At 70.2% G+C, this 26,237-nt stretch carries 19 protein-coding genes; 13 read left to right on the top strand and 6 right to left on the bottom strand.

The genetic code is table 11. From position 1 onward, the window contains the following. Positions 1 to 26: 26 nt before the first annotated feature. Together AC07DF_RS05090 and AC07DF_RS05085 are read left to right on the top strand one after the other, a co-directional pair. Positions 27 to 1,268: a cytochrome P450 gene (locus AC07DF_RS05090; protein WP_478966993.1), complete on the top strand. Its 1,242-nt coding sequence runs from the start codon at positions 27 to 29 to the stop codon at positions 1,266 to 1,268. Between the two features lie 4 nt (positions 1,269 to 1,272). Beyond that, positions 1,273 to 1,488 carry a ferredoxin gene (locus AC07DF_RS05085; protein ID WP_478966991.1) on the top strand — a complete coding sequence of 72 codons (216 nt, stop codon included), beginning with the start codon at positions 1,273 to 1,275 and terminating at the stop codon, positions 1,486 to 1,488. Between the two features lie 9 nt (positions 1,489 to 1,497). On the opposite strand, the gene AC07DF_RS05080 is transcribed toward AC07DF_RS05085, so the two are convergent. Together AC07DF_RS05080 and AC07DF_RS05075 are read right to left on the bottom strand one after the other, a co-directional pair. Then, complete coding sequence (locus AC07DF_RS05080; protein ID WP_478966989.1) at positions 1,498 to 3,015, bottom strand: AAA family ATPase; 1,518 nt, start codon at positions 3,013 to 3,015, stop codon at positions 1,498 to 1,500. Positions 3,016 to 3,246: 231 nt separating this feature from the next. Beyond that, the gene (locus tag AC07DF_RS05075) at positions 3,247 to 4,638 is read right to left on the bottom strand and encodes a cation:dicarboxylate symporter family transporter (protein ID WP_478966987.1); all 1,392 of its coding nucleotides are present in this window, start codon (positions 4,636 to 4,638) and stop codon (positions 3,247 to 3,249) included. 186 nt (positions 4,639 to 4,824) lie between these two features. Between AC07DF_RS05075 and AC07DF_RS05070 the strand changes: the two genes are divergently transcribed. From AC07DF_RS05070 to AC07DF_RS05050, 5 genes are all read left to right on the top strand, one after another. Beyond that, the gene (locus AC07DF_RS05070) at positions 4,825 to 6,495 is read left to right on the top strand and encodes a sensor histidine kinase (protein WP_478966985.1); all 1,671 of its coding nucleotides are present in this window, start codon (positions 4,825 to 4,827) and stop codon (positions 6,493 to 6,495) included. Further along, entirely contained in the window at positions 6,492 to 7,190 is a 699-nt protein-coding gene (locus AC07DF_RS05065; protein ID WP_478966983.1) for a response regulator, read from the top strand. Before AC07DF_RS05070 ends, AC07DF_RS05065 begins: the two co-directional genes overlap by 4 nt. 114 nt (positions 7,191 to 7,304) lie before the next feature. Beyond that, a complete protein-coding gene (locus AC07DF_RS05060; protein ID WP_478966981.1) occupies positions 7,305 to 8,678 on the top strand; it encodes an extracellular solute-binding protein in 1,374 nt (457 codons plus the stop codon). A 4-nt stretch (positions 8,679 to 8,682) separates the two neighbouring features. Continuing rightward, entirely contained in the window at positions 8,683 to 9,606 is a 924-nt protein-coding gene (locus AC07DF_RS05055) for a carbohydrate ABC transporter permease (protein WP_478966979.1), read from the top strand. Positions 9,607 to 9,612: 6 nt separating this feature from the next. Beyond that, positions 9,613 to 10,452 carry a carbohydrate ABC transporter permease gene (locus tag AC07DF_RS05050; protein ID WP_478966977.1) on the top strand — a complete coding sequence of 280 codons (840 nt, stop codon included), beginning with the start codon at positions 9,613 to 9,615 and terminating at the stop codon, positions 10,450 to 10,452. 326 nt (positions 10,453 to 10,778) lie between these two features. Here the strand turns inward: AC07DF_RS05050 and AC07DF_RS05045 are convergent, their stop codons facing one another. Both AC07DF_RS05045 and AC07DF_RS05040 read right to left on the bottom strand, forming a co-directional pair. Beyond that, a complete protein-coding gene (locus AC07DF_RS05045; RefSeq protein WP_478966975.1) occupies positions 10,779 to 12,113 on the bottom strand; it encodes an enolase C-terminal domain-like protein in 1,335 nt (444 codons plus the stop codon). Between the two features lie 36 nt (positions 12,114 to 12,149). Beyond that, complete coding sequence (locus AC07DF_RS05040) at positions 12,150 to 13,487, bottom strand: gluconate:H+ symporter (RefSeq protein ID WP_478966973.1); 1,338 nt, start codon at positions 13,485 to 13,487, stop codon at positions 12,150 to 12,152. Between the two features lie 142 nt (positions 13,488 to 13,629). Between AC07DF_RS05040 and AC07DF_RS05035 the strand changes: the two genes are divergently transcribed. Continuing rightward, a complete protein-coding gene (locus tag AC07DF_RS05035) occupies positions 13,630 to 14,418 on the top strand; it encodes an IclR family transcriptional regulator (RefSeq protein WP_478966971.1) in 789 nt (262 codons plus the stop codon). A gap of 76 nt (positions 14,419 to 14,494) precedes the next feature. On the opposite strand, the gene AC07DF_RS05030 is transcribed toward AC07DF_RS05035, so the two are convergent. Continuing rightward, complete coding sequence (locus tag AC07DF_RS05030; protein WP_478966969.1) at positions 14,495 to 14,953, bottom strand: PPOX class F420-dependent oxidoreductase; 459 nt, start codon at positions 14,951 to 14,953, stop codon at positions 14,495 to 14,497. A gap of 169 nt (positions 14,954 to 15,122) precedes the next feature. Between AC07DF_RS05030 and AC07DF_RS05025 the strand changes: the two genes are divergently transcribed. Further along, positions 15,123 to 15,884: a helix-turn-helix domain-containing protein gene (locus AC07DF_RS05025; RefSeq protein WP_478966967.1), complete on the top strand. Its 762-nt coding sequence runs from the start codon at positions 15,123 to 15,125 to the stop codon at positions 15,882 to 15,884. A 52-nt stretch (positions 15,885 to 15,936) separates the two neighbouring features. Here AC07DF_RS05025 and AC07DF_RS05020 read toward each other — a convergent pair whose 3' ends face one another. Next, complete coding sequence (locus AC07DF_RS05020) at positions 15,937 to 16,962, bottom strand: ATP-dependent 6-phosphofructokinase (RefSeq protein ID WP_478966965.1); 1,026 nt, start codon at positions 16,960 to 16,962, stop codon at positions 15,937 to 15,939. Positions 16,963 to 17,171: 209 nt separating this feature from the next. On the opposite strand from AC07DF_RS05020, the gene pta reads away from it, so the two are divergent. The 4 genes from pta (at position 17,172) to AC07DF_RS05000 (ending at position 26,212) form a co-directional block, all read left to right on the top strand. Then, positions 17,172 to 19,274 (top strand): phosphate acetyltransferase, encoded by a 2,103-nt coding sequence (gene pta / locus AC07DF_RS05015; RefSeq protein WP_478966963.1) that lies wholly within the window; start codon positions 17,172 to 17,174, stop codon positions 19,272 to 19,274. Then, complete coding sequence (locus AC07DF_RS05010; RefSeq protein WP_478966961.1) at positions 19,271 to 20,485, top strand: acetate kinase; 1,215 nt, start codon at positions 19,271 to 19,273, stop codon at positions 20,483 to 20,485. The genes pta and AC07DF_RS05010 overlap by 4 nt, the downstream gene beginning before the upstream one ends. A gap of 74 nt (positions 20,486 to 20,559) precedes the next feature. Continuing rightward, positions 20,560 to 21,987, top strand: a complete 1,428-nt coding sequence (gene pyk / locus AC07DF_RS05005) for a pyruvate kinase (RefSeq protein ID WP_399024116.1) — start codon at positions 20,560 to 20,562, stop codon at positions 21,985 to 21,987. 313 nt (positions 21,988 to 22,300) lie between these two features. Then, positions 22,301 to 26,212: a hypothetical protein gene (locus AC07DF_RS05000; protein WP_478966959.1), complete on the top strand. Its 3,912-nt coding sequence runs from the start codon at positions 22,301 to 22,303 to the stop codon at positions 26,210 to 26,212. Positions 26,213 to 26,237: the final 25 nt, after the last annotated feature.

The following is a 26,237-nucleotide window of genomic DNA, read 5'->3' as shown; positions in this document are numbered from 1 at the left end:
CCGCCCGGACGACCGCAGGAGGACCCATGCCGTACGACCCGACGGCCGCCGACACCACCACGGCCGGCACCACCGCCGAGGAGCCGCCCACCCTGCCCACCGACCGGCACACCGGCTGCCCCTTCGACCCGCCCGCCGAACTCACCGCGCTGAGCGACCATCCGCTGCGCCGCCTGCGCTACGCCGACGGACACACGGGCCGGCTGGCCACCGGCCACGCCGCGGCCCGCGCGATCCTCGCCGACCGGCGCTTCAGCTCACGCTACGAACTCCTGCACATGCCGGTGCCGGTCCCCGGGGCGCCGGCGGAGCTGCCGCCGGCCCCGGTCGGCGACATCACCGGCCTCGACGCCCCCGAGCACACCCGCTACCGGCGTCTGCTCACCGGCAAGTTCACCGTCCGGCGCATGCGCCGGCTCACCGAGCGCGTCGAGCGGTTCACCACCGAGTGCCTGGACGCCATGGCGCAGGCCGGGCCCACGGCCGACCTGGTCGAGGCACTGGCGCGGCCCGTGCCCGCGCTCATGATCTGCGAGCTGCTCGGCGTGCCGTACGCCGACCGCGAGCGGTTCCAGAGCCAGGTGGCGACCATCTTCGACCAGGCGGCGGACGCGGAGGCGAGGGGCGGTGCCTACGCGGCGCTGCTCCAGTACCTGAACGAACTGGTCCTCGTCAAGCGCGCCGACCCCACCGACGACCTGCTCAGCGATCTGACCACCTCCGACCTCACCGACGAGGAACTGGCCGGGATCGGCGGGCTGCTGCTCGCCGCCGGGCTCGACACCACCGCGAACATGCTCGCCCTCGGCACCTTCGCCCTGCTGAGCAACCCCGACCAGCTCGACGCACTGCGCGCCGACCCCGGCCTCGCCGAGCAGGCCGTGGAGGAACTGCTGCGCTACCTCAGCGTGGCCGACCCGATTCTGCGGTCGGCGCTCGAGGACGTCGAGGTGGAGGGCCGGTTGATCAGGGCGGGCGAGACGGTGACCGTCTCCGTGCAGGCAGCCAACCGTGACCCGCGCAGGTTCCCCGACCCCGACCGGCTCGACATCCACCGCGAGGCCACCGGGCACCTCTCCTTCGGGCACGGCCCCCACCAGTGCCTGGGCCAGCAACTCGCCCGCGTCGAGATGGCCGTCGTGTTCCCCGCGCTCCTCGCCCGCTTCCCCACCCTGCGCCTCGCGGTGCCGCCCCAGGAGGTGCCGCTGCGCGAACGCTCCAACATCTACGGCGTGATCAGCCTGCCCGTCACCTGGGACGAGGAGTAGCCGCATGAGCGACGAGCCGCTGCGGATCAACGTCGACCGTGAGCGCTGTGCCGGCGCCGGCATGTGCGTCCTGACGGCTCCCGAGGTCTTCGACCAGGACGACGAGGAAGGCCTGGTGGTGCTCCTGCGCCCCGACCCGGCCCCCGAGCACCGGCCCGCCGCCCGGACGGCCGCCGGTCTCTGCCCCGCCGGAGCCATCGCCCTCGGCACTGCGGACTGACGGGCCCGGCTACTCGAAGTCGCCGCCCTGCCACCCCTCCTCGCCCTCGGCATCCCCGCTGCCCTCGGCGCCCGGCACCCCGAGCAGACGCCGAGTCAGCCGGTCGTGGTCGGAGAGGAGTTCGTCGAGGGCGGCGCGGACGTCCTCCGCCTCCGTGCGAGCCGACTCGCGCTCGGCGGCGATCAGCACGGACCTGCGGACCAGCTCCCGGGTGAAGGACGCCGTCGTGCCCTCCGTGCGGGCCACCACCTCGTCGGTGATCTCCTTGCCCAGACCGAGGCCGGAGCCGTACAGATCGAGCAGCCGGGCGCGCCCGCCGGCGTCCGGCAGGGGGATCTCCACTGCGAGGTCGACCCGGCCCGGGCGCTGTGCCAGGGCCGGTTCCAGGAGGTCGGCGCGGTTGGTGGTGAGCAGGAAGGCGACATCGGCGTCGTCGCCGAGGCCGTCCATCTCGTTCAGGACCTGGAAGAGCAGGGGCTGCTCGCCACCGCCGTGGTCGCGGGCCTCGGCGACGAGGTCGCAGTCCTCCAGGACGACCAGCGCCGGCTGGAGCATCCGGGCCAGGGCGCAGGCCGGCCCGATGGCGTCGATGCTCGTCCCGGACAGCACGACGACCGTGAACTCGGGGAGATGGGAGAGGAGGTACCGGATGGTGTGGGTCTTGCCGGTGCCGGGCGGGCCGTACAGCAGCAGTCCGCGCCGCAGGTGCTGACCGGCCGCGCGCAGTCGCGCACGGCGCCGGGCCACTCCCACGACCTGCCGCTCCACGCGCTCCAGCAGCCCGTCGGGGAGCACGATGTCGTCGCGGGTCAGTCCGGGCCTGCGGTGGAAGCGGAACGGTCCGAGGCCGTGGCCGAACTCCGACCCCTCGAAGGAGAGGACCTGGCCCCGGAAGATGTTGAGTTCGCGCACGAGGGTGTCGAGCTCGGCGAGCAGCCGGTCGGCGAACTCCTTCTCCCCGGCCAGCACCTCGATCTCCACCTTGTCGCGCCCGTACTCGTCCTGCGGGCCGCGCAGCAGCACGGCGAACCGCTCGTCGCCCTCCGCCCCGAGGTAGAACCCGCAGGAGACACAGGCGAGTTCCGTGTCGGGCGAGACGGGCAGCTGGGCGTAGTCGACGGCGCCGACGGTGAACCGGTCGTAGCGGTCGGCCGCTTCGAGGATGTCGCCGAGGGTCAGCTCACCGTGGTGCTGGGCACCGCGCATCCCGACGAGTTCGTACGACCGTCCGACCCCCTCGAACCAGCGCTCCAGGGCGAGATGCACATTGGGCAGGTCGTACGGCGGATAGGCGGCCTTGACCACGGGCCGGTCGCCCGGGGTGGAGCCCAGATGCTCACGGAGCCTCTTGGAGAGGTCGCGGCTGCCGTCGTCGTCCCGCCGCTTCGGGCGGGCCACGGCCATCAGGAACTCCTGGAACAGCTCACCGATCTGCTCCATGGAGAGGGCGGACGCCTCCCGTCCGGCCCCGTACCGCGCCCCGTACTCGTCCGAGCTCATGATTTCGACGTGCTGTGAGTCCCCCATGCCCCGCCTCCGTGCGTGCGCTCTGCGGCCAAGGTGTCCCAGCCTGTGCCCCGGCGTCCGGACGGGTCAACGCATTTGGGGGTGCGGGTGAGGAGCGGCGGCGGAAACGGCGACGCCGAGCGGACAGGTCCTGGGGGAGGTGGACCTGTCCGCTCGGCGTTTCAGGACCGGGCGGCTGAGCGACGGGGGGACGTTCAGCCGCCCGGAGTCTCGGGGAGCGTGGCGCGACCGTCAGGTCTTCGCCAGTTCCTTCTCGCCGCCCTGCTCGGGCACCTCGACGTGCTCGTCGGACGAGCCGCCGTGGTCGTCGTCCAGCAGCGTCTTCTCGTCGAAGGGCAGCTGACCGCTGAGGACCTCGCCCACCCTCTCCTTGTCGATCTCCTTCGTCCAGGTACCGATCAGCACGGTGGCCACGGCGTTGCCGGCGAAGTTGGTCAGGGCGCGGGCCTCGCTCATGAAGCGGTCGATGCCGACGATCAGGCCGATGCCGTCCACCAGGGCCGGCTTGTGCGACTGCAGACCACCGGCCAGGGTCGCGAGGCCCGCGCCGCTGACACCGGCGGCGCCCTTGGAGGCGACCAGCAGGAAGAGCAGCAGCGGGATCTGCTCGCCGATGGACATCGGCGTGCCCATGGCGTCGGAGATGAACAGCGAGGCCATGGTCATGTAGATCATGGTGCCGTCGAGGTTGAAGGAGTAGCCGGTCGGGACGGTGATGCCGACCACCGGCTTGCTGACGCCCAGGTGCTCCATCTTCGCGATGAGCCGCGGCAGCGCGGACTCGGAGGAGGAGGTGGACACGATCAGCAGGAACTCACGGCCCAGGTACTTGAACAGCGTGAGGATGTTCAGGCCGGAAATGACGCGCAGCAGCACGCCGAGCACGATGAAGACGAACAGGAAACAGGTGACGTAGAAGCCGAGCATCAGCACGGCGAGACTCTTGAGCGCTTCCAGGCCGGCGGAGCCGGTGACGGCGGCGATGGCGCCGAAGGCACCGATCGGGGCGGCCCACATGACCATGGCGAGGATGCGGAAGACGAGCCGCTGGATGTGCTCGATGCCGCGCAGGATCGGCTGGCCGGCCGAGCCCATGCCCTGCAGGGCGAAGCCGGCGAGCAGGGCGATCAGCAGGGTCTGCAGGACCGACTCGTTGGTGAAGGCGGAGACGATCGTGGTCGGGATGATGCCGAGCAGGAACTCGCTGGCGCCCTTGGCCTCGGTATCGATCTGCTCGTGACCGGCGTTCTTGATCGCGTCGGTCACCGCGAGGCCGGTGCCCGGCTCCAGGATGTTGCCGACGATCAGGCCGATGCCCAGGGCGACCAGCGACATCACGGTGAAGTAGACCAGGGCGATACCGCCGACGGCACCCACCTTGGCGGCGTTCCTTACCGAGCCGATGCCCAGCACGATCGTGCAGAAGATGATGGGCGAGATCATCATCGTGATCAGGTTCACGAAGCCCGTGCCGATCGGCTTCAGCCCGACAGCGAAGTCCGGTGCGGCCATACCCACCGCGATACCGGCAGCGACCGCGATGATCACCGCGATGTAGAGATAGTGGGTGCGGTCCCGCTTGGGTTTGCGTGCGGCAGGTGCCGTATCGGCTGCGCTGGTCACGGCGGCCCTCCTTGACGACGTCGTCGGCATCACCGGCGTGCGGCTCACGTCCGGGAATTCCGGGAAACACAGAGCGGAGCTCCCGGAGATGCGTTATGGGGAATGCCGTGACTATGTCCTGCCCTGTGAGCGCGGTCACCCTTCCGTTCATTTAGTTCACAATCAGCCACGAGGCAGACTGACGACATGCGCTTCTCCGTCCCCCGACCCCGCAGCCTGGCGGCCCAGCTCTTCGCCATGCAGGCCGTACTGATCGCGGTCGTCGTGGCCGGATGTGCTCTGTTCACCTATGTCAGCGACCGCAGCCAGGCCGAGGAGGCCGCGAAGCGCCAAGCCAGGGCCGTGGCGCTGTCCGTCGCCGACTCCCCGTCGGTGCTGGCCGCGGCCCGCGCCCCCGACCCGACCGCGGAGCTCCAGCCGTACGCGCTGAAGGTCATGCGGGACACCGAGGTCGACTTCATCACGATCATGAACCCGCAGGGCATCCGCTGGACGCATCCCGACCCGGACCAGATCGGCCAGACCTTCCAGGGCCACACCGAGCGGCCCCTGCGGGGCGAGACCTTCACCGAGACCTACACCGGCACCCTCGGCCCGTCGGTCCGCGCAGTCACCCCGATCAACAACGGCAAGCAGATCGTCGGCCTGGTCAGCGCGGGCATACGGGTCGAGGCGATCAGCGAGCGCGTGCAGAGCCAGGTCACGGCCCTGCTGGGCGTCGCCGCCGGGGCACTGGCCCTGGGCGCCATCGGCACCTATGTTGTCAACGCCCGGTTGCGCCGCCACACCCACGGGATGAACGCGGCCGAGCTCAGCCGGATGCACGACTACCACCAGGCCGCCCTGCACGCCGTACGGGAGGGGCTGCTGATGCTGGACGGGCAGTACCGTGTGGCGTTGATCAACGACGGGGGGCGGGAGCTGCTCGGCGTGGAGGGGGACGTGGTGGGCAGGTCGGTGGCGGAGCTCGGGCTCCCCGCCCCGCTGACGGGCGCGCTGCTGGCGTCGGAGCCGCGGGTGGACGAGGTGCATCTGACGGCGTCGCGGGTCCTGGTCATCAACACCTCGCCGGTGTCGGGCGGCGAGCGGCGCGGTACGGTCGTCACCCTGCGTGATGTCACCGAACTCCAGTCGTTGATGGGCGAGTTGGACTCTGAACGCGGCTTCACACAGGCGCTGCGCTCGCAGGCGCACGAGGCGGCGAACCGGCTGCACACGGTCGTCTCGCTGATCGAGCTGGGCCGGGCGGAGGAGGCGGTGGAGTTCGCGACGACCGAGCTGGAGCTGGCGCAGGCGCTGACCGACCAGGTCGTGGCGGCGGTGAGCGAGCCGGTGCTGGCGGCACTGCTGCTGGGCAAGACGGCCCAGGCGAACGAGCGGGGCGTGGAGCTGATGGTGTCGGAGGACAGCAGCCTGGACGACGGCCTGCTGCCCGAGACCCTCCCGGCGCGGGACCTGGTGACGATCCTCGGCAATCTGATCGACAACGCCGTGGACGCGGCGCAGGGCAGCGAACGGGCGCGGGTGACGGTGGCGGCGTACACCCGGGACACCGAGGACTGCCCCGAGCTGGTGCTGCGTGTCTCGGACACGGGCCCGGGCGTCGACCCGGAGCACGCCGATGCGGTCTTCCAGCGGGGCTTCACGACCAAGCCGTCCGGCCCGGGCGGGCGAGGTCTCGGACTGGCGCTGGTACGGCAGGCGGCGCAGCGGCACGAGGGGACGCTGTCGGTGGCGGAGGCCGACGGGGGCGGGGCCCAGTTCGAGTCACGGCTCCCGCTGCGCGAGTCCGGCGCGGTCGCCGCAGGCGTGACATCCGGAGGCCCGGTGTCCGAGGGCTCTGGAGGCTCCGCATGACGAGCGACACGACACATGCGAATGCCATCCGGGTCCTGGTGGTGGAGGACGACCCGGTGGCCGCCGACGCCCATGTGATGTACGTCGGACGGGTCCCCGGGTTCGTGGCCGTGGGCAAGGCGCACACGGGCGCGGAGGCCCGCCGGGCCCTGGAGCGCACCCCGGTGGACCTCCTGCTGCTCGACCTGCACCTTCCGGACGTGCACGGCCTGCAGCTCGCCCGGTCCCTCAGAGCCGCCGGCCACCACGCGGACGTGATCGCGGTGACCTCGGCGCGTGATCTGACCGTCGTTCGCGAGGGCGTCTCGCTCGGCGTCGTGCAGTACGTCCTGAAGCCGTTCACCTTCGCCACGCTGCGCGACCGTCTCGTCCGGTACGCCGAGTTCCACGCGTCGGTCGGCGAGGCGAGCGGCCAGGACGAGGTGGACCGGGCCCTGGCGGCCCTGCGCGCCCCCGGCCCGGCCGCCCTGCCCAAGGGCCTGAGCGCGCCGACGCTGGAGCGGGTGACCGTGACGCTGCGGGACAGCGCGGAGGGCCTCACGGCCGCCGGCGTCGCGGAGACCGTGGGCATCTCCCGCATCACCGCCCGCCGTTATCTGGAGCATCTGGTGGACGCGGGCCACGCGGCCCGCCGCCCGCAGTACGGCACGGTGGGGCGCCCGGAGTTGCAGTACCGCTGGGTCACGGGTCAATGACGGTTCACCGTACGCCGATCAATCCACCGCACACGCATTGACCTGACTAGACCACTCAACTTAGGTTCACGACGCAGCCGTCCAGGCCACAAAGAAGTGCGCCCGCAGGAGGTCGTGCCCGTGCGCCCCACCGCCGCTCTCACCCCCCTCGTCGCCCTGGCCCTCGCCGTGTCCACCCTCACCGCCTGCGGCGGGGGCTCCGGCAGCGACCCGGACACCGTGAAGATCTCCTTCAAACAGTCCACGGACAACTCCATCAAGGTGATGGACACCTATCTCGCGGACATCAAGAAGCAGTTCGAGAAGGCCCACCCGGGCAAGAAGGTCGAGCTCGTCCCGATCAAGGCCCCGGACTCGGAGTACTACACCAAGCTCCAGCAGATGCTCCGCTCCCCCAAGACCGCCCCCGACCTGGTCTACGAGGACACGTTCCTCATCAACTCGGACATCACCAGCGGCTATCTCAAGCCCCTCGACCCCTATCTCGCCAAGTGGCCGGACTGGGACAAGTTCATCGACACCGCGAAGGCGGCGGCCAAGGGCGAGGACGGCAAGACGTACGGCGTCCCCGACGGCACGGATACCCGCGGCCTCTGGTTCGACAAGGACATCTTCAAGAAGGCGGGCCTCCCCGCCACCTGGCAGCCGAAGACCTGGAACGACATCCTCACTGCCGCCCGCACCATCAAACGCAAGGTCCCCGACACGATCCCCCTCAACGTCTACACGGGCAAGCCGGTCGGCGAGGCCGCCACCATGCAGACCTTCGAGATGCTGCTCTACGGCACGAACGACGGCACCACGGACCCCCTCTACGACAAGTCGAGCAAGAAGTGGATCGCCGGCGGCCAGGCCTTCAAGGACGCGCTCTCCTTCGTCGAGACGGTCTACAAGGAGAAACTCGGCCCGGACGTCTCCGACGCGCTCGACCCGAACGTCATGACCCGGGTCCGCGGCGAGTGGCTCCCGCAGGGCAAGCTCGGCATCGCCCTCGACGGCTCCTGGCTGCCGCAGGACTGGCTGCCCGGCAGCGGCCACGAGTGGCCCGAGTGGTCTCAGAAGCTGGGCCTGGCCGCCATGCCGACCCAGAACGGCCAGGCGCCCGGCAAGGTGAGCATGTCCGGCGGCTGGACCTGGTCGATCCCGGCCAAGGCGGGCAACCCGGACCTGGCGTTCGAGTTCATCAAGACCATGCAGACCAAGGCCAACGCGCAGAAGTGGTACGTCGCCAACTCCGGCATCGCGGTCCGCGAGGACGTGGCGAAGGACCCCGCGTACGCCACGGCCCAGCCCGGCACCAAGTTCTTCACGGACCTCGTGGCGAACACGCACTACCGCCCCGCCTACCCGGCCTACCCCAAGGTCTCGGTGGCCGTCCAGGAAGCGATGGAGGGCGTCACGACGGGCGACACGTCGGTGGACGAGGCGACGAGCGCCTACACGGACGCGCTCAGGGACGCGACGGACAACCAGGTGGCCGAGAAGTGACCCGATGACCGCCACGGCCCCCCACCCCCGGCTCACCGAAACCTCCAAGGACACGCACCCGGCAGCGCGCGGCCCCCGCCTGCCGGTGCGGCTCCTCCCCCTGACCCCCGCGGTCGTCCTGCTCCTCCTCTTCCTGGCCGGCCCGATCGCCTACAGCGTCTACATCGCCTTCACCGACCTCCAACTGACCGGCCAGGCCCAGGAGTCGTTCGTCGGCCTCGACAACTTCACCCGGGCCTTCGGGGACGAGGCGTTCCTGAACGCCGTATGGCTGACCCTGGTGTTCACCGTCCTGTCCTCCCTCATCGGACAGAACACGCTGGGCCTGGCCCTGGCGGCGCTGATGCAGCGCGCGTCGAAACCGGTCCGCACGCTCACCGGCGGCATCGTCGTCACTGCATGGGTCCTGCCGGAGGTCGTGGCGGGCTTCCTGCTCTACGCCTTCTTCCGCCGCGAGGGCACTCTCAACGCCATCCTGGACTGGCTGCACCTGCCCTCCCAGAACTGGCTGTTCACGCTGCCGATCCTGGCGGTCTCGTTCGCGAACGTCTGGCGCGGCACGGCCTTCTCGATGCTGGTCTACTCAGCGGCCCTGAACGAGATCCCCAAGGAGATCACCGAAGCCGCGGAGGTCGACGGGGCCGGGGGCTGGCGCCGCATGTGGCACATCACCCTGCCCATGATCCGCCGGTCCATCGGCACGAACCTGATGCTCAACACCCTCCAGACCCTCTCGGTCTTCGGCCTGATCTGGGTGATGACGCGAGGCGGCCCGGGCGGCAGAAGCCAGACACTGCCCCTCTTCATGTACGAACAGGCCTTCCAGAACAGCCTGATCGGCTACGGCACCGCGGTGGCCCTGCTGCTCCTCCTGGTCGGCTCCCTCTTCTCTCTCGTCTACCTGCGCCTGCTACGGACGGAGGTCTGACCGGGCATGGCCCACACCCTCTCCTCCCGCCGCACGACCCGTCGCCTCGCGGCCGACGCGGGGCTCCTGGTCGTCGCCGCGGCCTTCGTGCTCCCCCTGGCCTGGGTGGTCCTGTCCGCCCTCGACCCCCACGCCGGCCTCCGGGTGAAGGCTCCCGACGGCCTCACCCTGGACAACTTCGACGCGATCCTGACCCCCGAGATCACCTTCACCCCCCTCCTCAACAGCCTGATCCTGTGCGGCGGCGCGACCCTGCTCACGGTGGCCTCAGCCGCTCTCGCGGCCTACCCGCTCTCCCGCTTCCGCTCCCGCTTCAACCGCCCGTTCCTGCTGACGATCCTCTTCGCCACCAGCCTGCCCATCACGGCGATCATGGTCCCGGTCTACGCCCTCTTCGTCCAGGTGGACCTGATCGACACCACGCAGGGCACGATCTTCTTCTTCGCCGCCTCCCAACTCCCCTTCGCCATCTGGCTGATGAAGAACTTCATGGACGGCGTACCGAAGGAACTGGAGGAGGCGGCGTGGACGGACGGGGCGTCGGCGTTCCAGTCCCTGGTCCGCATCGTCCTGCCTCTCATGGGCCCCGGCGTGGCCGTCGTGACGGTCTTCTCCTTCGTCATGATGTGGGGCAACTTCTTCGTCCCCTTCATGCTCCTGCTCACCCCCGACCAGATGCCGGCGTCCGTCAGCATCAACGACTTCTTCGGCAACCGGGGCATGGTGGCGTACGGCCAACTGGCCGCGTTCTCCATCATCTACTCGACGCCGGTCATCCTCCTGTACGTACTGATCTCCCGCCGCCTGGGAGGAGGCTTCGCCCTGGGCGGGGCGGTGAAGGGCTGAACGCGTCGGGGATGGGGCCGGAGTGGGTGCGCAGCTCGGCGCGACGAGGCACCGCTGCGCCCACCCGTGCCGCCCCTAGCGGCACGCATGCCCGCAGCTAAGCCGCTACGGCGGGCCCGCAGCGCGGCGACTGCGGCAGCTGGGGCTGGTGGCGCGAGCCGAGACGCGCCCGCAGCCGCCGGCTCACGGAAGGGGATGTGTCGGGGGGTGTCCGCCCGCAGCGGTTGTCGCGTCAACGAACAGTCAGTCGGTTCGCAACCCCATCGCGACGTTCCGAGGACGGACACCCCCGGCGCGGCCCCGACCCACCACCACCGCGCAGGCGACTACCGCACCAGACACGGCCGCTTCCCGTCGAACTCCCACCCCGGGACCAGGTACCGCATCCCCACCGCATCGTCCCGCGCCCCCACCCCCTTCTCCCGGTACAGCTCGTGCGCCGCGAGGAGCCGGTCCATGTCGAGCCGCACCCCCAGCCCCGGAGCGTCCGGAACCGCGACCTCCCCGTCCACGATGCGCGGCGGCGAAACGGTGAGCCGCTCCAACCCCTCCTGCCAGATCCAGTGTGTGTCGAGCGCGTTGTACTCCCCCGGAGCCGCGGCCCCGCAGTGCGTCACCATCGCCAGCGAGATGTCGAAGTGGTTGTTCGAGTGACACCCCCACGTCAACCCCATCGCGTTGCACAACTGCGCCACCCGCACCGACCCCCGCATCGTCCAGAAGTGCGGATCGGCCAGCGGAATGGACACCGACTGCAGAGCCAGCGCATGCGCCAGCTGACGCCAGTCAGTAGCGATCATGTTCGTCGCCGTGGGCAATCCCGTGGCCCGCCGGAACTCCGCCAGCACCTCCCGCCCGGAGTACCCACCCTCCGCCCCACACGGATCCTCGGCGTACGCCAGCGTCCCCACCAACGGCCGGCACAGCTCTACCGCCTCACGCAACGACCACGCCCCGTTCGGATCGAGCGTGACCCGCGCCTCGGGAAACCGCTCCTTCAGCGCCCGCACCGCCGCGACCTCCTCCGCCCCCTCCAGCACACCCCCCTTGAGCTTGAAGTCCCGGAACCCGTACAGGCCGTACGCCGCCTCCGCCTGCCGCACGATCGCCTCCGGCGACAGCGCCTCCTCGTGCCGCACCCGGTACCACTCCACATCCGAGTCCGGCTCCCGGACATACTCCAGATCGGTCCGGTCCGGATCACCCACGTAGAAGAGATAACCCAGCACCCGCACCGAGGTCCGCTGCTGCCCATCCCCCAGCAACGCCGCGACGGGCACGTCGAGATGCTGCCCGAGCAGATCGAGCAGCGCCGACTCCACCGCGGTCACCGCATGAACCGTGGTCCGCAGATCGAACGTCTGCGCACCCCGCCCACCGGCGTCACGGTCGGCGAACCGTTCCCCGATCTCCCGCAGCACCCGCTGGTAGTCCCCCACCCTGGCCCCGACGACGAGCGACTCGGCGTCCCGCAGCGTCCGCGTGATCTTCTCCCCGCCGGGCACCTCGCCCAGCCCCGTGCGCCCCTCGGAATCGGTGAGAACGACGATGTTGCGGGTGAAGTACGGCCCGTGCGCACCGGAGAGGTTCAGCTCCATACTGTCCCGGCCCGCGACGGGGTAGACGGCGAACTCGACGACGGTCGGCTGACGGCTACTCATGTTGATCCAAATCCCTTGTGTCATAGATGAACCGGCCTACAACCCGAAAACGTCAAGCGCCCACTCGACCGCCAGCACGCCCCCGAGCCCGAGCACCGCGAGCACCGTCGTATAGGACGTACGCACCTTGATCGCCTCGACGACGGACAGGTTGAAGTACTCCTTGAACAGCCAGAACCCGGGGTCGTTCACGTGGGAGAACGCGATGGATCCACACGCCACGGCGAGCACCATCACCTCCGGGTGCACCCCACCGCCCGCCAGCAGCGGCAGCGCGACACCGGAGGCCGTGACGACGGCGACCGTGGCCGAGCCGAGCGCGATACGGAGGATGACGGCGACGAGCCAGGCGAGGACGATCGGCGAGACGGACCAGCCGTCGGTGACGTCCTTGATGTAGTCGGAGATACCACCTTCCACCAGGACGTTCTTGAACGCCCCGCCCGCACCGATCACCAGCAGGATCATCGCCATCGCCTGGGCCGCCGAAGCGCAGGAGGCGCCGACCTCGCTCAGGCTCCGCCCGATCCGCGGCCCGAACACCCAGATCGCCAGGCACAGGGTCAGCAGCAGGGCGATCGGTGCCGAGCCGATGAAGGCCACGACGTGCAGGAACGGGCTGTCTCCCGAAGCCGCCATGTCGGTCACGGCCGCGGCCACGATCAGCACCACGGGGAACAGCGCCACGAACAGCGACCACCCGAGCCCGGGCATCTCCTCCTCGCTGAACTCGCGCTCGCTGACCAGACCCTTGGGGATCGTGGGCGTCATCCGGGCGACGAACGGAAGACGCGGCCAGGTCAGGGCGATGAGCGCCCCGGCGGGTACGGCGATGAACAGGCCGTAGAACAGCGTCAGTCCGACGGAGGCGTGGAAGGTCGCGGCGACGGCGGTGGGGCCGGGGTGCGGCGGCAGGAAGCTGTGCATGGTGGACAGGGCGATGGACATCGGCAGCCCGACCCACAGCAGCTTCGCTCCGGTGACCCTGACCAGCGTGAACGCGATGGGCACGATGATGACGAAGGCGACCTCGTAGAACATGGTCACGCCGATGAGCATGGACGTGACCACCATGGCCACTTGGACCCACCGCGGGCCGAAGGCGTCGAGGAGCTTGCCGGCTATGCGCTGTGCGGCGCCCGAGTCCCCCATCACCCGGCCGACCATGGCGCCGAGTCCGATAGTCAGCATGGTGTCGCCGATCTGGTCCCCGATGCCCTCGGAGAGGACGTCGGGGATCGTCGCCACCGGAATGCCACGGACCAGCGCGACACCCACCGCGACCAGCAGCAGGGCCGCGAAGCCGTTCATTCTCAGCCGGGTCATGAGCAGGAGCAGGATCAGAACGCTGATCCCGACTACGAGCAGAGGCAAGGCAGTTCCCCTTTGAACTGGTGAGAAGCTCTCATCCCTATATGCAGATGGCGTCCACGTATGCAGATGGAGGCTAAGTGCGTGAACGGGAGGGGTCAATGCCCCGGGCGATCACAGATTGATGTGGACCTACGATGAGCCCATGCAGGAGAGGAGAGGCGTCCGCGGGGTGAAGTCGGCGACCCGGACCGTCGCACTGCTGGAACTGCTCGCCGAGCGGGGCGAGCAGCCCTCACGCCTCGACCAGCTCGCGGAGGACCTGGACGTGCCGCGCAGCAGCATGTACCAGCTGCTGCAGACGCTCGTCGACTCCGGCTGGGTCCGCACCGACGCCACCGGCTCCCTCTACGGCATCGGGATCCGCGCGCTGCTCACCGGCACCGGCTATCTCGACGGGGACCGCAGCATCCGGGTGGTCCGGCCGTACCTGGACGAGGCGTCGGACGCACTCGGCGAGACGATCCACATGGCACGGCTCGACGGCCGGGACGTCGTCTACCTCGCCACCCGCGAGTCCCACGAGTATCTGCGCACCATCAGCCGGGTCGGCCGCCGTGTCCCCGCCCACGCCGGCGCGCTGGGCAAGGCGCTGCTGGCCGAGCGCGCCGACGACGAACTACCCCTCGGAGACGGGCCGTTGACCGGCCTCACGGACAACACGCACACCGACCGCGCCACCCTGCTCGCCGACCTGGCCCGGGTGCGCGAGCGCGGCTACTCCATCGACCGCGAGGAGACGGTTCCGGGCATCGCCGGCTTCGGCTTCGCCCTGCGCTACGGGACACCGGCGGTCGACGCGATCAGCTGCTCGGTCCCGGTGGCCCGGCTGACCCCGGAGCACGAGGCCCGCATCGTCTCCGTGATGAACGACGTCCGAGCGAGGATCGAGTCCCGGCTGCCCCCGGTGTCGGGCGTACCGGACTGGCGCTGAAACGCGGAAGGCCGTGGTCGGGACTGCCCGACCACGGCCTCGCGCACGACGCTTCAGGGGATTCGCGAAGGACCCCTCAGCCGGTCGCCCCGTCCGGCAGTACCCCCGGCCGAAACGGCTCCACACCCTCGAGCGTCCGCACCCGAGTCGGCTCGATCAGGAGCATCACCCGGCGCTCACCGGGCAGCATCCACGGATACCGGTCCTGCCCGAGGTACTTGCGCGTCAGCCGGTCCATGCCCCGCTCCGCCTCCTCGCCCTCCACGAAGCGGACGACCTTCCCCCGGATCTCGGCCCGGTCGTACGGGTTCTCCGGGTCGTGATGGGACAGCGAAACGTACGGATTGCGCCGCAGATTCTCCTCCTTCACCCGCCCGATCGAGGTGTTGACCATGACGTACTCGTCTTCGATGTCCGCCCACATGGGCGACACCTGAGGCGCCCCGTCGGCCCCGACCGTCGCGAGATGCCAGAAGTTCGGCGCGAGGAGTCGCTCGCGAATATGCCCGTTGAGCTTGCCGTTCACGTCATTCACTGCCTTTCCGGACCCATGATCATCGGGCCCGGGGTCATCCCTACCCCCAACCCGCCCCGACCTACAAGCCGATCTTCAGCCCCGGCCGAACCCGCCGGTAGCCGTAGTTTCCTACAATCCGTGATCCTGGCCGAACAGACCGTAGTCATCGCACCACCGTCCCCCTAGCTTGTGGCGCGTGCGCCGACCTTCAGCCCGCCCGAGCCAGACCACCCCCACTCCCCCTCAGTCCGCCCCGACGGCCCCGCCCTTCAACGCCCCGGCCGCCCGCCGCCTGCGCGCGGCCCTCGGCATGACGCCCGAGCACGTCGCCCACGGCATGCGCGTCTCGTACGGACACCCCCGCGTCACCCCGGACCACGTCATCGACTGGGAGCGCGGGGCCTCGGCCCCGTCCAACTCCGAACTCACCGCCCTCGCAGGCGTGCTGTGGTGCTCACCCGGCGAGCTCATCGGCAGACCCCGCACCCTGCGCGAGCACCGCATCGCCCGCTGCCTCGCCCCGGAGGACGTGGCCCGGGCCGTGGGGCACGACGTCCACGCGTATCTGCGCATGGAGGAGACCGACACCTGGCGCGGCACGGAGCGCCAGTCCGGCGCCCTCGCCGACATACTCGGCCTGTGCCTGCGCGACTTCGTCACCGTCACGGGCCGGAACGCCAAGCTCGGCGACCTGTTGCGCAGCGCGGTCAGCACCCGCTGGCAGGCCTATGTGCGTCCGGTGGGCAAACTCGTACCGCTCGACCGGCCGTTCCTGGAGGGGGCCCTGCGGGCACTGCACGAGGACTACCAGGGCCACATGGCCGCCACCCTGAGCTGGGGCGGCGGCAGCGGCGACGCGGGCGGCACCGCCCGCGACTTCCTCGACCGGATCGTCGAGCACTTCTGGACGAGAATCCAGGAAAGCCCGGCCGGGAACACCGGCGCCTAGAACGCGAGGACCGGAACACCAGGCCCGGAACACCAGACCTGGAACACCAGACCTAGAACACTGACTCGGCCTCGTCCATCCGGTCCTTCGGTACCGTCTTCAGCTCGGTCACGGCCTCCGCCAGCGGCACCATCACGATGTCCGTCCCGCGCAGCGCGGTCATCCGGCCGAACTGTCCCTGGTGCGCCGCCTCCACCGCGTGCCAGCCGAACCGTGTGGCGAGCACCCGGTCGTAGGCGGTCGGTGAGCCGCCGCGCTGGACGTGGCCGAGAATGACCGGCTTGGCCTCCTTGCCGAGCCGCCGTTCCAGCTCGTGGGCGAGGGCCGCGCCGATGCCCTGGAAGCGCTCGTGACCGAACTTGTCGATCGCGCCCTTGCCGTAGTCCATGGTGCCGTCGGCGGGGTGGGCGCCCTCGGCGACGCAGACGACCGCGAACTTCTTGCCGCGGGCGAAGCGCTCCTCGACCATCTTGACGAGATCAGCGGGGTCGAAGGGGCGTTCCGGCAGGCAGATGCCGTGCGCGCCCGCCGCCATGCCGGACTCCAGCGCGATCCACCCGGCGTGCCGGCCCATGACCTCGACCACCATCACCCGCTGGTGGGACTCGGCGGTGGTCTTCAGACGGTCCATCGCCTCGGTGGCGACTCCCACCGCCGTGTCGAAGCCGAAGGTGCGGTCCGTGGAGGAGATGTCGTTGTCGATCGTCTTCGGGACGCCCACGACGGGCAGGCCCGCGTCGCTCAGCATGCGGGCGGCCGTCAGCGTGCCCTCGCCGCCGATCGGGATCAGCGCGTCGATGCCGAACTCGTGGATCATGTCGGAGGCGTTCTCACAGGCCTCGCGGAGCCGGTCGCGCTCCAGCCTGGACGATCCCAGGATCGTGCCGCCGCGGGCCAGGATGCCGCTGACCGCGTTCAGGTCGAGGGCGCGATAGCGGCCGTCCAGCAGGCCGGAGTAGCCGTCCTCGAAGCCGATGACCTCGTCGCCGTAGTTGTCGACCGCCCGGTGCACGACCGACCGGATCACGGCGTTCAGGCCGGGGCAGTCGCCGCCTGCGGTGAGAACTCCGATACGCATCGTGCTGTGTCTCCTGCTCGCTGTTGACACCGGTGAGCCTCTGCCGATTGTTTCACGCTCCCCAGCCCGGCGGGGTACCCGACTCTGACGGGCGCCTTATCCATCGGCGGAGGTACTGTCAAGACGGTTCTGCTCACCTCGGTGGGCGATTTTTCGACCCCCCACAGAGACATACCGGACATCCCACTGAGACGAAACGGAGAGCGCGCGTGACCCGCAGCGTGTACGTGACCGGCATCGACCGCGGCGACGGACGCCAGGTCGTCGAACTGGGGGTCATGGAGCTCCTCACCCGGCAGGTCGACCGGGTCGGCGTCTTCCGCCCCCTCGTCCATGACGGACCCGACCGCCTCTTCGAGCTGCTGCGCGCCCGCTACCGGCTCGCCCAGGACGCGGTGACCGTCTACGGCATGGACTACCACGAGGCGTCCGCCCTCCAGGCCGAGGCCGGCACGGACGAGCTGGTGTCCACGCTCGTCGAACGCTTCCACCTGGTGGCGCGCGAGTACGACGTGGTCCTGGTCCTCGGCACCGACTTCGCCGACACCCAGCTCCCGGACGAGCTGTCGCTCAACGCCCGGCTCGCGAACGAGTTCGGCGCGTCCGTGATCCCGGTCGTGGGCGGCCGCAAGCAGACCGTCGAGTCGGTTCTCGCCGAGACGCGCAACGCCTACCGGGCCTACGACACGCTGGGCTGCGACGTCCTGGCCATGGTCACCAACCGTGTCGCCCGCGAGGACCGCGACGAGATCGCCCGCCGGCTCGATTCCCGGCTCCCCGCGCCCTGTTACGTCCTGCCCGACGAGCCCGCGCTGTCCGCCCCGACGGTCTCGCAGATCAGCCACGCGCTCGGCGGCAGAGTGGTGCTCGGAGACGACTCGGGGCTCGCCCGGGACGTGCTCGGTTTCGTCTTCGGCGGTGCGATGCTGCCGAACTTCCTGGGCGCCCTGACCCCGGGCTGCCTCGTCGTCACCCCGGGCGACCGGGCCGACCTGGTCGTCGGCTCCCTCGCCGCGCACAGCGCCGGCACCCCGCCGATAGCCGGTGTGCTGCTCACCCTGGACGAGGTGCCCGGCGCGGACATCCTCACCCTCGCCGACCGCCTCGCGCCGGGCACCCCGGTGCTGTCGGTGGCCGGCACCAGCTTCCCCACCGCCGAGCAGCTCTTCTCCCTGGAGGGGAAGCTGAACGCGGCCACCCCGCGCAAGGCGGAGCGGGCACTGGGCTTGTTCGAGCGGTTCACCGACACCGGCGAGCTCACGCGCCGGGTTTCCGCGCCCAGCAGCGACCGCGTCACACCGATGATGTTCGAGCACAAGCTGCTGGAGCAGGCCCGTTCCGACCTGCGCCGCGTGGTGCTGCCCGAGGGCACCGAGGAGCGTGTGCTGCACGCCGCCGAGGTGCTGCTGCGCCGCGGCGTGTGCGAGCTGACCCTGCTCGGCCCCGTCGACCGGATCCGCAAGAAGGCCGCCGACCTGGGCATCGACCTCGGCGAGTCCCAGCTGATCGACCCGGCCGAATCCGACCTGCGCGACGCCTTCGCCGAGAAGTACGCGGCCCTGCGCGCCCACCGGGGCGTCACCGTGGAGCTGGCGTACGACGTGGTCTCCGATGTGAACTACTTCGGCACGCTGATGGTCCAGGAGGGCCTCGCCGACGGCATGGTCTCGGGCTCGGTGCACTCCACGGCCGCGACCATCCGCCCGGCCTTCGAGATCATCAAGACGAACCCGGACGCCGACATCGTCTCGTCGGTGTTCTTCATGTGCCTGGCCGACAAGGTCCTCGTCTACGGCGACTGCGCGGTCAACCCCGACCCGAACGCCGAGCAGCTCGCGGACATCGCCATGCAGTCGGCGACGACGGCGGAGCGGTTCGGCGTGGAGCCGCGCATCGCGATGCTGTCGTACTCCACCGGCACGTCCGGCTCCGGCGCCGACGTCGACAAGGTGCGCGAGGCGACCGAGATCGTGCGCACCCGCAGGCCCGACCTGAAGATCGAGGGCCCGATCCAGTACGACGCCGCCGTGGAGCCGTCGGTCGCGGCGACCAAGCTGCCCGGCTCCGAGGTCGCCGGGCAGGCCAGTGTGCTGATCTTCCCCGACCTGAACACCGGCAACAACACCTACAAGGCCGTGCAGCGCTCGGCCGGCGCGATCGCCGTCGGCCCGGTGCTCCAGGGTCTGCGCAAGCCGGTCAACGACCTGTCCCGGGGCGCTCTCGTCCAGGACATCGTCAACACCGTCGCCATCACGGCGATCCAGGCCCAGTCCCCGGCCCCGGCCCCGAGTGAGAAGGCAACCGCCCAGTGAGCGCCTCCCGTGTCCTCGTCCTCAACTCCGGCTCGTCGTCACTGAAGTACCAGTTGCTCGACATGGGCGACAGCAGCCGGCTGGCGGTGGGTCTTGTCGAACGCATCGGCGAGCAGACCTCCCGGCTCAAGCACACGCCGGCCGGCGGCGAGAGCCGGGAGCGCGGCGGGGCGATCGCCGACCACGACGCGGCGCTGAAGGCCGTGGCCGAGGAGCTCGCCAAGGACGGCCTCGGTCTGGACTCGCCCGAACTGGCCGCGATCGGGCACCGGGTGGTGCACGGCGGGAAGCACTTCACCGAGCCGACCGTCATCGACGACGCCGTGCTCGCCGAGATCGAGCGGCTCATCCCGGTGGCCCCGCTGCACAACCCGGCCAACCTCACCGGGATCCGCACGGCCCAGGCGCTGCGGCCCGACCTGCCGCAGGTCGCCGTGTTCGACACCGCGTTCCACACGACGATGCCGGAGTCGGCCGCCCGCTACGCGATCGACGTGAAGACGGCCGACGAGCACCGCGTGCGGCGCTACGGCTTCCACGGCACCTCGCACGCCTACGTCTCCAGGGCCACCGCCGAGCTGCTGGGCAAGGACCCCGCCGAGACGAACGTGATCGTGCTGCACCTGGGCAACGGGGCGTCCGCCTCGGCCGTGCGGGGCGGTCGTTGCGTGGACACCTCCATGGGTCTTACGCCTTTGGAGGGGCTCGTGATGGGTACGCGCTCCGGAGACATGGACCCGGCCGTCATCTTCCATTTGATGCGTGTTGGTGGAATGTCCGCCGACGAGATCGACACTCTTCTCAACAAGAAGAGCGGTCTGATCGGTCTGTGCGGCGACAACGACATGCGGGAGATCCGCCGTCGCGTCGACGAGGGCGACGAGCAGGCGGAGCTGGCGTTCGACATCTACATTCACCGCCTGAAGAAGTACATCGGTGCCTATTACGCCGTGCTCGGACGGGTGGACGCGGTCGCGTTCACCGCCGGTGTCGGCGAGAACGCGGCGCCCGTGCGGGAGGCCGCCCTGGCGGGCCTGGAGGAGCTGGGCCTGGTGGTGGACGGCGAGCGCAACGCCGTACGCGGCGACGAGGCGCGGCTGGTCTCGCCCGACGGCGCCCGGGTGGCGGTGGCGGTCGTACCCACTGACGAGGAATTGGAGATCGCGACACAGACCTACGCGCTGGTAATTGGTTCGGGGAATCACACCTGAGCGGCATCCCGCCCTTTTGTATTTTCCGCCAGACGGAATATTCCGTTGCGAAACAAACCGATAGGATCGCCCCCATGCGCCGTTCGAAAATCGTCTGTACTCTCGGCCCCGCGGTCGACTCCCACGAGCAGCTTGTCGCGTTGATCGAAGCCGGCATGAACGTGGCCCGCTTCAACTTCAGCCACGGCTCGCACGCCGAGCACCAGGGCCGGTACGACCGGGTCCGTGCCGCCGCCAAGGAGACCGGCCGGGCCATCGGTGTCCTCGCCGACCTCCAGGGCCCGAAGATCCGTCTGGAGACCTTCGCCGAGGGTCCCGTGGAGCTGGTGCGCGGTGACGAGTTCACCATCACCACCGAGGACGTCCCGGGCGACAAGACGATCTGCGGGACGACCTACAAGGGCCTGCCGGGTGACGTGACCAAGGGCGACCAGGTCCTGATCAACGACGGCAACGTCGAGCTGAAGGTCACCGAGGTCGAAGGCCCCAAGGTGAAGACGATCGTCATCGAGGGCGGCGTCATCTCCGACCACAAGGGCATCAACCTCCCCGGCGCGGCCGTCAACGTGCCCGCGCTGAGCGAGAAGGACATCGAGGACCTCCGCTTCGCGCTGCGCATGGGCTGCGACCTGGTCGCGCTGTCCTTCGTCCGCGACGCCAAGGACGTCCAGGACGTGCACCGGATCATGGACGAGGAGGGGCGCCGCGTCCCGGTCGTCGCCAAGGTGGAGAAGCCGCAGGCGGTGCAGAACATGGAGGACGTCGTGATGGCGTTCGACGGCGTGATGGTCGCCCGTGGTGACCTCGCCGTCGAGTACCCGCTCGAGAAGGTCCCCATGGTGCAGAAGCGCCTGATCGAGCTGTGCCGGCGCAACGCCAAGCCGGTGATCGTGGCGACCCAGATGATGGAGTCGATGATCACCAACTCCCGTCCGACCCGCGCCGAGGCCTCCGACGTGGCCAACGCGATCCTGGACGGTGCGGATGCCGTCATGCTGTCGGCGGAGTCTTCGGTCGGCGCGTACCCGATCGAGACGGTCAAGACGATGTCGAAGATCGTCACCGCGGCCGAGCAGGAGCTGATGTCCAAGGGGCTCCAGCCGCTCGTCCCGGGCAAGAAGCCGCGCACGCAGGGCGGTTCGGTGGCCCGTGCGGCGTGCGAGATCGCCGACTTCCTGGGCGGCCGGGGCCTGGTGGCCTTCACCCAGTCCGGCGACACCGCCCGCCGGCTCTCCCGCTACCGCGCCCAGCAGCCGATCATCGCCTTCACCACCGACGAGGGCACCCGCAACCAGATGGCGCTCAGCTGGGGCGTGGAGCCGTACGTGGTGCCGTTCGTGAACAGCACCGACGAGATGGTCGACCTGGTGGAGCAGGAACTGGTCAAGCTGAACCGCTTCAACGACGGCGACATCGTGGTCATCACCGCCGGTTCGCCCCCCGGCGTCCCCGGTACCACCAACATGGTCCGCGTCCACCACCTGGGCGAAGCCAAGTCCTGACCCGGAACGGGCCGTGAAGGCCCCTGAACGGCACCGAGGGCGCCCCCTGGATCCCAGGGGGCGCCCTCGTCTCTTACGTGGCCTTTGCCACTGAGAATCCCTCTACCGCTCTTTCGCTTCCTGTGTAACTCTTGTGAAGCCCTTGGGGAGAGGGTGCGGGGGAAGCGTGCCTGACCAGCGCGCGAGTGCATCTGTCCAGCTTGGACAACTCCTGACGAAGTGACCTGCCGGCAGTCCGACCACGACTGCCGCGCAGCCATGTCCGCCTGCCCTCCTCCTGGGTCGACCATTCATCCAGCAGACAGGCGACGACATGCGAAAAGCCCTGCGCTCACGGGGGTTAGCCGGTACCGCCCTGGTGGCGGCATCGGCCGTACTGACGGGACTGGTGTACGCGGCACCGGCCCGGGCGGACGATCCGCCGGCCGAGGACCCGGACGCCGGCCAGTTCCGGATCAGTCTCGGTGCGGACGCCCGGACGAACCGGTGCGTGGCCGGTACGGCGCTGCACATCGGCGGCCCCTCGCTCAAGGCCGCGGCCGCCAAGGCCCTGAGCGGCACCGACGCCGAGCTCACCGGGGCCCTGGAAGGGCACCAGGTGGGCCTCGGCACCCTCGGTGACGCCCGCACCAAGGACAACGACGGCGTCATCGACTACCTGGACCAGTCCCGCAAGCGCAAGACGCGCTGGGAGACGGCCAACAAGATCTACGCGCAGACGGGCTGGACCTCGGGCACCGAGTACCACGCTCCCGAGTTCGACGCGGACGTCGTCGCCTTCACCCTCGGTCCGCAGCGGGACCTGTACGGCCGGCTCGGGCAGGACGGCCGCAGCGTGCCCACCAAGGCGTCGGTCGACCAGGCGAAGAAGATCGCCGCCGACATCAAGGGCCAGGACGACTGGAACGACTTCGCGGCCGACTCGATGTTCCGGGACACCGACGTCCGCGGCCCCTACAACTGGACCACCGCCAGTGACGTGGCGTCCTTCCTGCGCCACGGCGGCTTCGTCACCAAGCCGCTGGAGGAGGGCTCCGCCGAGTACCGCATGGAGGTCGAGGCCCTCAAGGTCGCCTGGGGCGGCTGTGACAGCGCCAACCCCGTCGACGCCCGGCGGATCCTCACCCCCGCGGTCCTGACGGCACATCAGGAGTGGGAGCAGGAGTACGCCGCGCAGGCCAAGCCCCGCGCCACGGTCATGGCCGCCGAGGCGACCGCGTCGGCCGAGGCCCGCAAGGCCACCGAGGCGATGATCGAGTCCATCGGACAGGCCTGGCTGGCCGAGCAGATCCTGCTCTGGCAGAAGTACTGGGCGGGCCAGCCCAAGGACAACATCCACCGGCCCAAGGCAGCGGTGTTCACCCAGGCCAAGACGGACATGGCCAACGCCCAGAAGCGGGCCGCGGAGCAGCTGACGCTGGCCAACAAGGCGGTGGCCTCCGCCAAGACGGCCTCCGGACAGGCCACCACAGCGCAGAACGACGCGTACGCCATCGCTGACGCGGCCAAGACGCCGCGCGGCCGGGGGCTGCTGTACACCCAGCAGTCGGTACAGGTCGCCAAGGCCTCGTACGCAGCGGCCCAGGCGGCGGCGAAGGCCACCCAGACCGCGGTGAACGCCGCCAAGGCGACGGTGGCCGACAGCAAGGCGCTGTTCGCCCTCTCCCAGACCCAGGCGCACGCCATCAACACCGAGTTCCGGCGCATCGCCGCGCAGGAGGCCGCCGCCCAGGCGAAGGCGGCCCGGGTGTCCGCGGACGCGCTGGCCAAGGAGGCCGCCGCCAACGCCACGAAGGCGAAGAACGCCCAGGCGACGGCGGAGGCGGCCGAGAAGACGGCGAAGGCGGGCGCCGCGACGGCGGCGGCCGAACGTGCCAAGGCCGAGAAGGAACGCGACACCGCCAAGCGAGAGCGGGCCAACGCGGCGGCCGAACGGGCCAAGGCGAAGGATGCCGAGCAGCGAGCGCAGGCGGATCGAGATGCCGCCGGCCGGGCACGCGGCGCCGCGGAAACGGCGGGCGGCACCGCCGCCGCCAAGCGTCAGGAGGCCGAGGAGGCCGAAGCGCAGGCGTACTTGGCCCGCGATCTGGCCGTCTCGGCCGAACGCAAGCGTGACTCCGCCAAGTCCAGGGCGGCCGCCCTGGAGGCCGCCGCCGAAGCTGCCAAGGGTTCGGCGGCCGCGGGTGAGGCCCGTGAGGCCGCGACAGAAGCCCGCTCCGCCGCCACCGAGGCGACCGACGAGGCGCGCGACGCCCGGGCCGCTGCCGACGATGCGAGCGAGGCCGCCGTGAAGGCTCGGGCAGCCGCGACGCGCGCCGACGCCGCCGCGTCCCGTTCCCGCGCCGCTGCTGACAACGCGTGGTCCGCGTACGAGACCACGCGCGCCGCGGCCGCCACGGCACACGCCGCCGCGGCCGAGGCGATCGACGCCGCAGCCGCGGCCAAGAAGAACGCCGACGACGCCGAGGCCGAGGGCAAGAAGGCCGCCGCCGCGGCAGTCACGGCACGCCAGGAGGCCACGGCCGCGAAGGCCGAGGCCGCCAAGACGGCCACCTGGGCCGCCACCACGGCCGGTCACGCCTTCGCGGCGGGTGAGGCGGCCACCGCCGCCCGCGACTCGGCCGCCGAGGTGATCAAGCCTGCCAACCAGGCCATCGCCACGGGCACCCCCTACAAGGAGACCGACGTCTCGGCCGCGTTCGCGGTCCTCGTGGGACAGACGTCCAAGCCGATCGCGGAACGCCAGGCCGCCGCCGCCAAGGCCAAGGCCGATGAGGCCGCCAGGGCGGCCAAGGAGGCCAAGGCCCTGGCGGAGAAGGCGAAGGGCGACGCCAAGCTGGCCGCCCAGGCCGCCGCCGCGGCAGCCGACGACGCGGCACAGGCCGCGGCCTCGGTGGCCGCCGCGCGCGCCTCCGCGGCCGAGGCCGCCACCGCCGCGGAAGCGGCGAAGAAGGCCGACGCCAACGCCCAGAAGTACGACCAGCAGGCCGGTACGGACGCCGTCTATGCCGGGATGGCCGCGAACGAGGCGGAGTCCGAAGCCGCCGCAGCGGACCGTGAGGCCGACGAGGCGGAGAAGGACGCAAGCAGTGCCCGCTCTGCCGCCACCGCGGCGGAGAAGGACGCTGCGAGTGCCCGCGGCACCGCCACCAAGGCGGAGCAGGACGCCACGGCGGCCGAGACGGCGGCCAAGAACGCCGACGGTGCCGCGAAGGAAGCCGACCAGGCTGCCGATCGCGCGGAACAGGAGGAGCGCAAGCGGCTCGAACAGCAGCGCCGTGAAGCCATGGAGACGGGCGACACCGGTGTGTCCGGAGGGAATCCGGGACCGGCCCTGAGCGCCGACGACGAGGCCATCCTGCGGGCCCAGTGCGGCCAGCAGTGCGTCGACGACTTCCGCGCCGCTCAGGCGGCCGTCTCATTGAGCGTGATCGACTGGGTGAAGGCCAACGGCGGCGAGATCCTGCTGGAGGTGCTGGGCGTCAACAACGTCAAGCGCTGCTTCGGTGAGGACGACATCGAAAGCTGCCTGTGGTCCTTCGTCGACGTGGCGTCCCTCGCGCTGGTCGTGGGCAAACTCCCCGCCGTCGGCAAGGCGATAGTCCGGGTCGCCAGCGGTATCTCCGAGTTCTTCGAGAAAGCCGCGTGGGGCAAGAAGACCCTCGCCCGGCTGAAGGACATCATCGAGAAGTACCGCAAGGGCCAGCTCGGCGAGTGCGTGCTGGACGCCGCGGACCTGTTCAGCGGCGCGGCCGGGGTCTCCAAGGCCAAGGGTCTCGCAGCCGCCAAGGCGGCCGGGGGCAAGAAGCGGTTCTGCGGGATCGACCACATCTCGCCGATCGACGGGGACTGGTGCACCAAGCGGGGTGCGCACGTCAACCTGAAGAACGGCCGCGAGGTCGGGTTGCAGACCACCAACGTCAAGGGCGGCATCATGGGCTACCCGATCGACGTCAAGGCGGGCCCGGCCACCAACGACGAGATCCGTGCGGTCGTCCAGACGCTCATCGACGACGACCGGCTCCGTGAGGACCTGATCGCCAAGTCCAGGGACGCGATGCGCATCTTCAACCAGGACGCCGCGAACCAGAGGTACAACGAGAAGCTGGAGACTGGCCAGAAGCCCAAGCCGCTGAGGTGGGGCTGCAAGACCAACTTCGCGCCGAAACTGAAGTTCCTGATCGACGCGTTGAACGAGATCAGCCGCCAGAAGGGCGTCGGGTAGGCACCTACGCAGAGCTGAAGGGGGC

The sequence above is a fragment of the Streptomyces sp. NPDC044719 genome (assembly GCF_056433405.1).
The sequence above is the reverse complement of the archived record's forward strand: the minus strand, read 5'-3'. Positions and strand labels throughout refer to the sequence as shown.

Bases quoted from the DNA above. Each gene is read 5' to 3' on its own strand.
- AC07DF_RS05085 (WP_478966991.1), top strand. From the start codon at position 1,273: ATGAGCGACGAGCCGCTGCGGATCAACGTCGACCGTGAGCGCTGTGCC.
- AC07DF_RS05065 (WP_478966983.1), top strand. From the start codon at position 6,492: ATGACGAGCGACACGACACATGCGAATGCCATCCGGGTCCTGGTGGTG.
- AC07DF_RS05050 (WP_478966977.1), top strand. From the start codon at position 9,613: ATGGCCCACACCCTCTCCTCCCGCCGCACGACCCGTCGCCTCGCGGCC.
- AC07DF_RS05070 (WP_478966985.1), top strand. From the start codon at position 4,825: ATGCGCTTCTCCGTCCCCCGACCCCGCAGCCTGGCGGCCCAGCTCTTC.
- AC07DF_RS05045 (WP_478966975.1), bottom strand. From the start codon at position 12,113: ATGAGTAGCCGTCAGCCGACCGTCGTCGAGTTCGCCGTCTACCCCGTC.
- AC07DF_RS05035 (WP_478966971.1), top strand. From the start codon at position 13,630: ATGCAGGAGAGGAGAGGCGTCCGCGGGGTGAAGTCGGCGACCCGGACC.
- pyk (WP_399024116.1), top strand. From the start codon at position 20,560: ATGCGCCGTTCGAAAATCGTCTGTACTCTCGGCCCCGCGGTCGACTCC.
- AC07DF_RS05020 (WP_478966965.1), bottom strand. From the start codon at position 16,962: ATGCGTATCGGAGTTCTCACCGCAGGCGGCGACTGCCCCGGCCTGAAC.
- AC07DF_RS05055 (WP_478966979.1), top strand. From the start codon at position 8,683: ATGACCGCCACGGCCCCCCACCCCCGGCTCACCGAAACCTCCAAGGAC.
- AC07DF_RS05080 (WP_478966989.1), bottom strand. From the start codon at position 3,015: ATGGGGGACTCACAGCACGTCGAAATCATGAGCTCGGACGAGTACGGG.
- AC07DF_RS05000 (WP_478966959.1), top strand. From the start codon at position 22,301: ATGCGAAAAGCCCTGCGCTCACGGGGGTTAGCCGGTACCGCCCTGGTG.
- AC07DF_RS05090 (WP_478966993.1), top strand. From the start codon at position 27: ATGCCGTACGACCCGACGGCCGCCGACACCACCACGGCCGGCACCACC.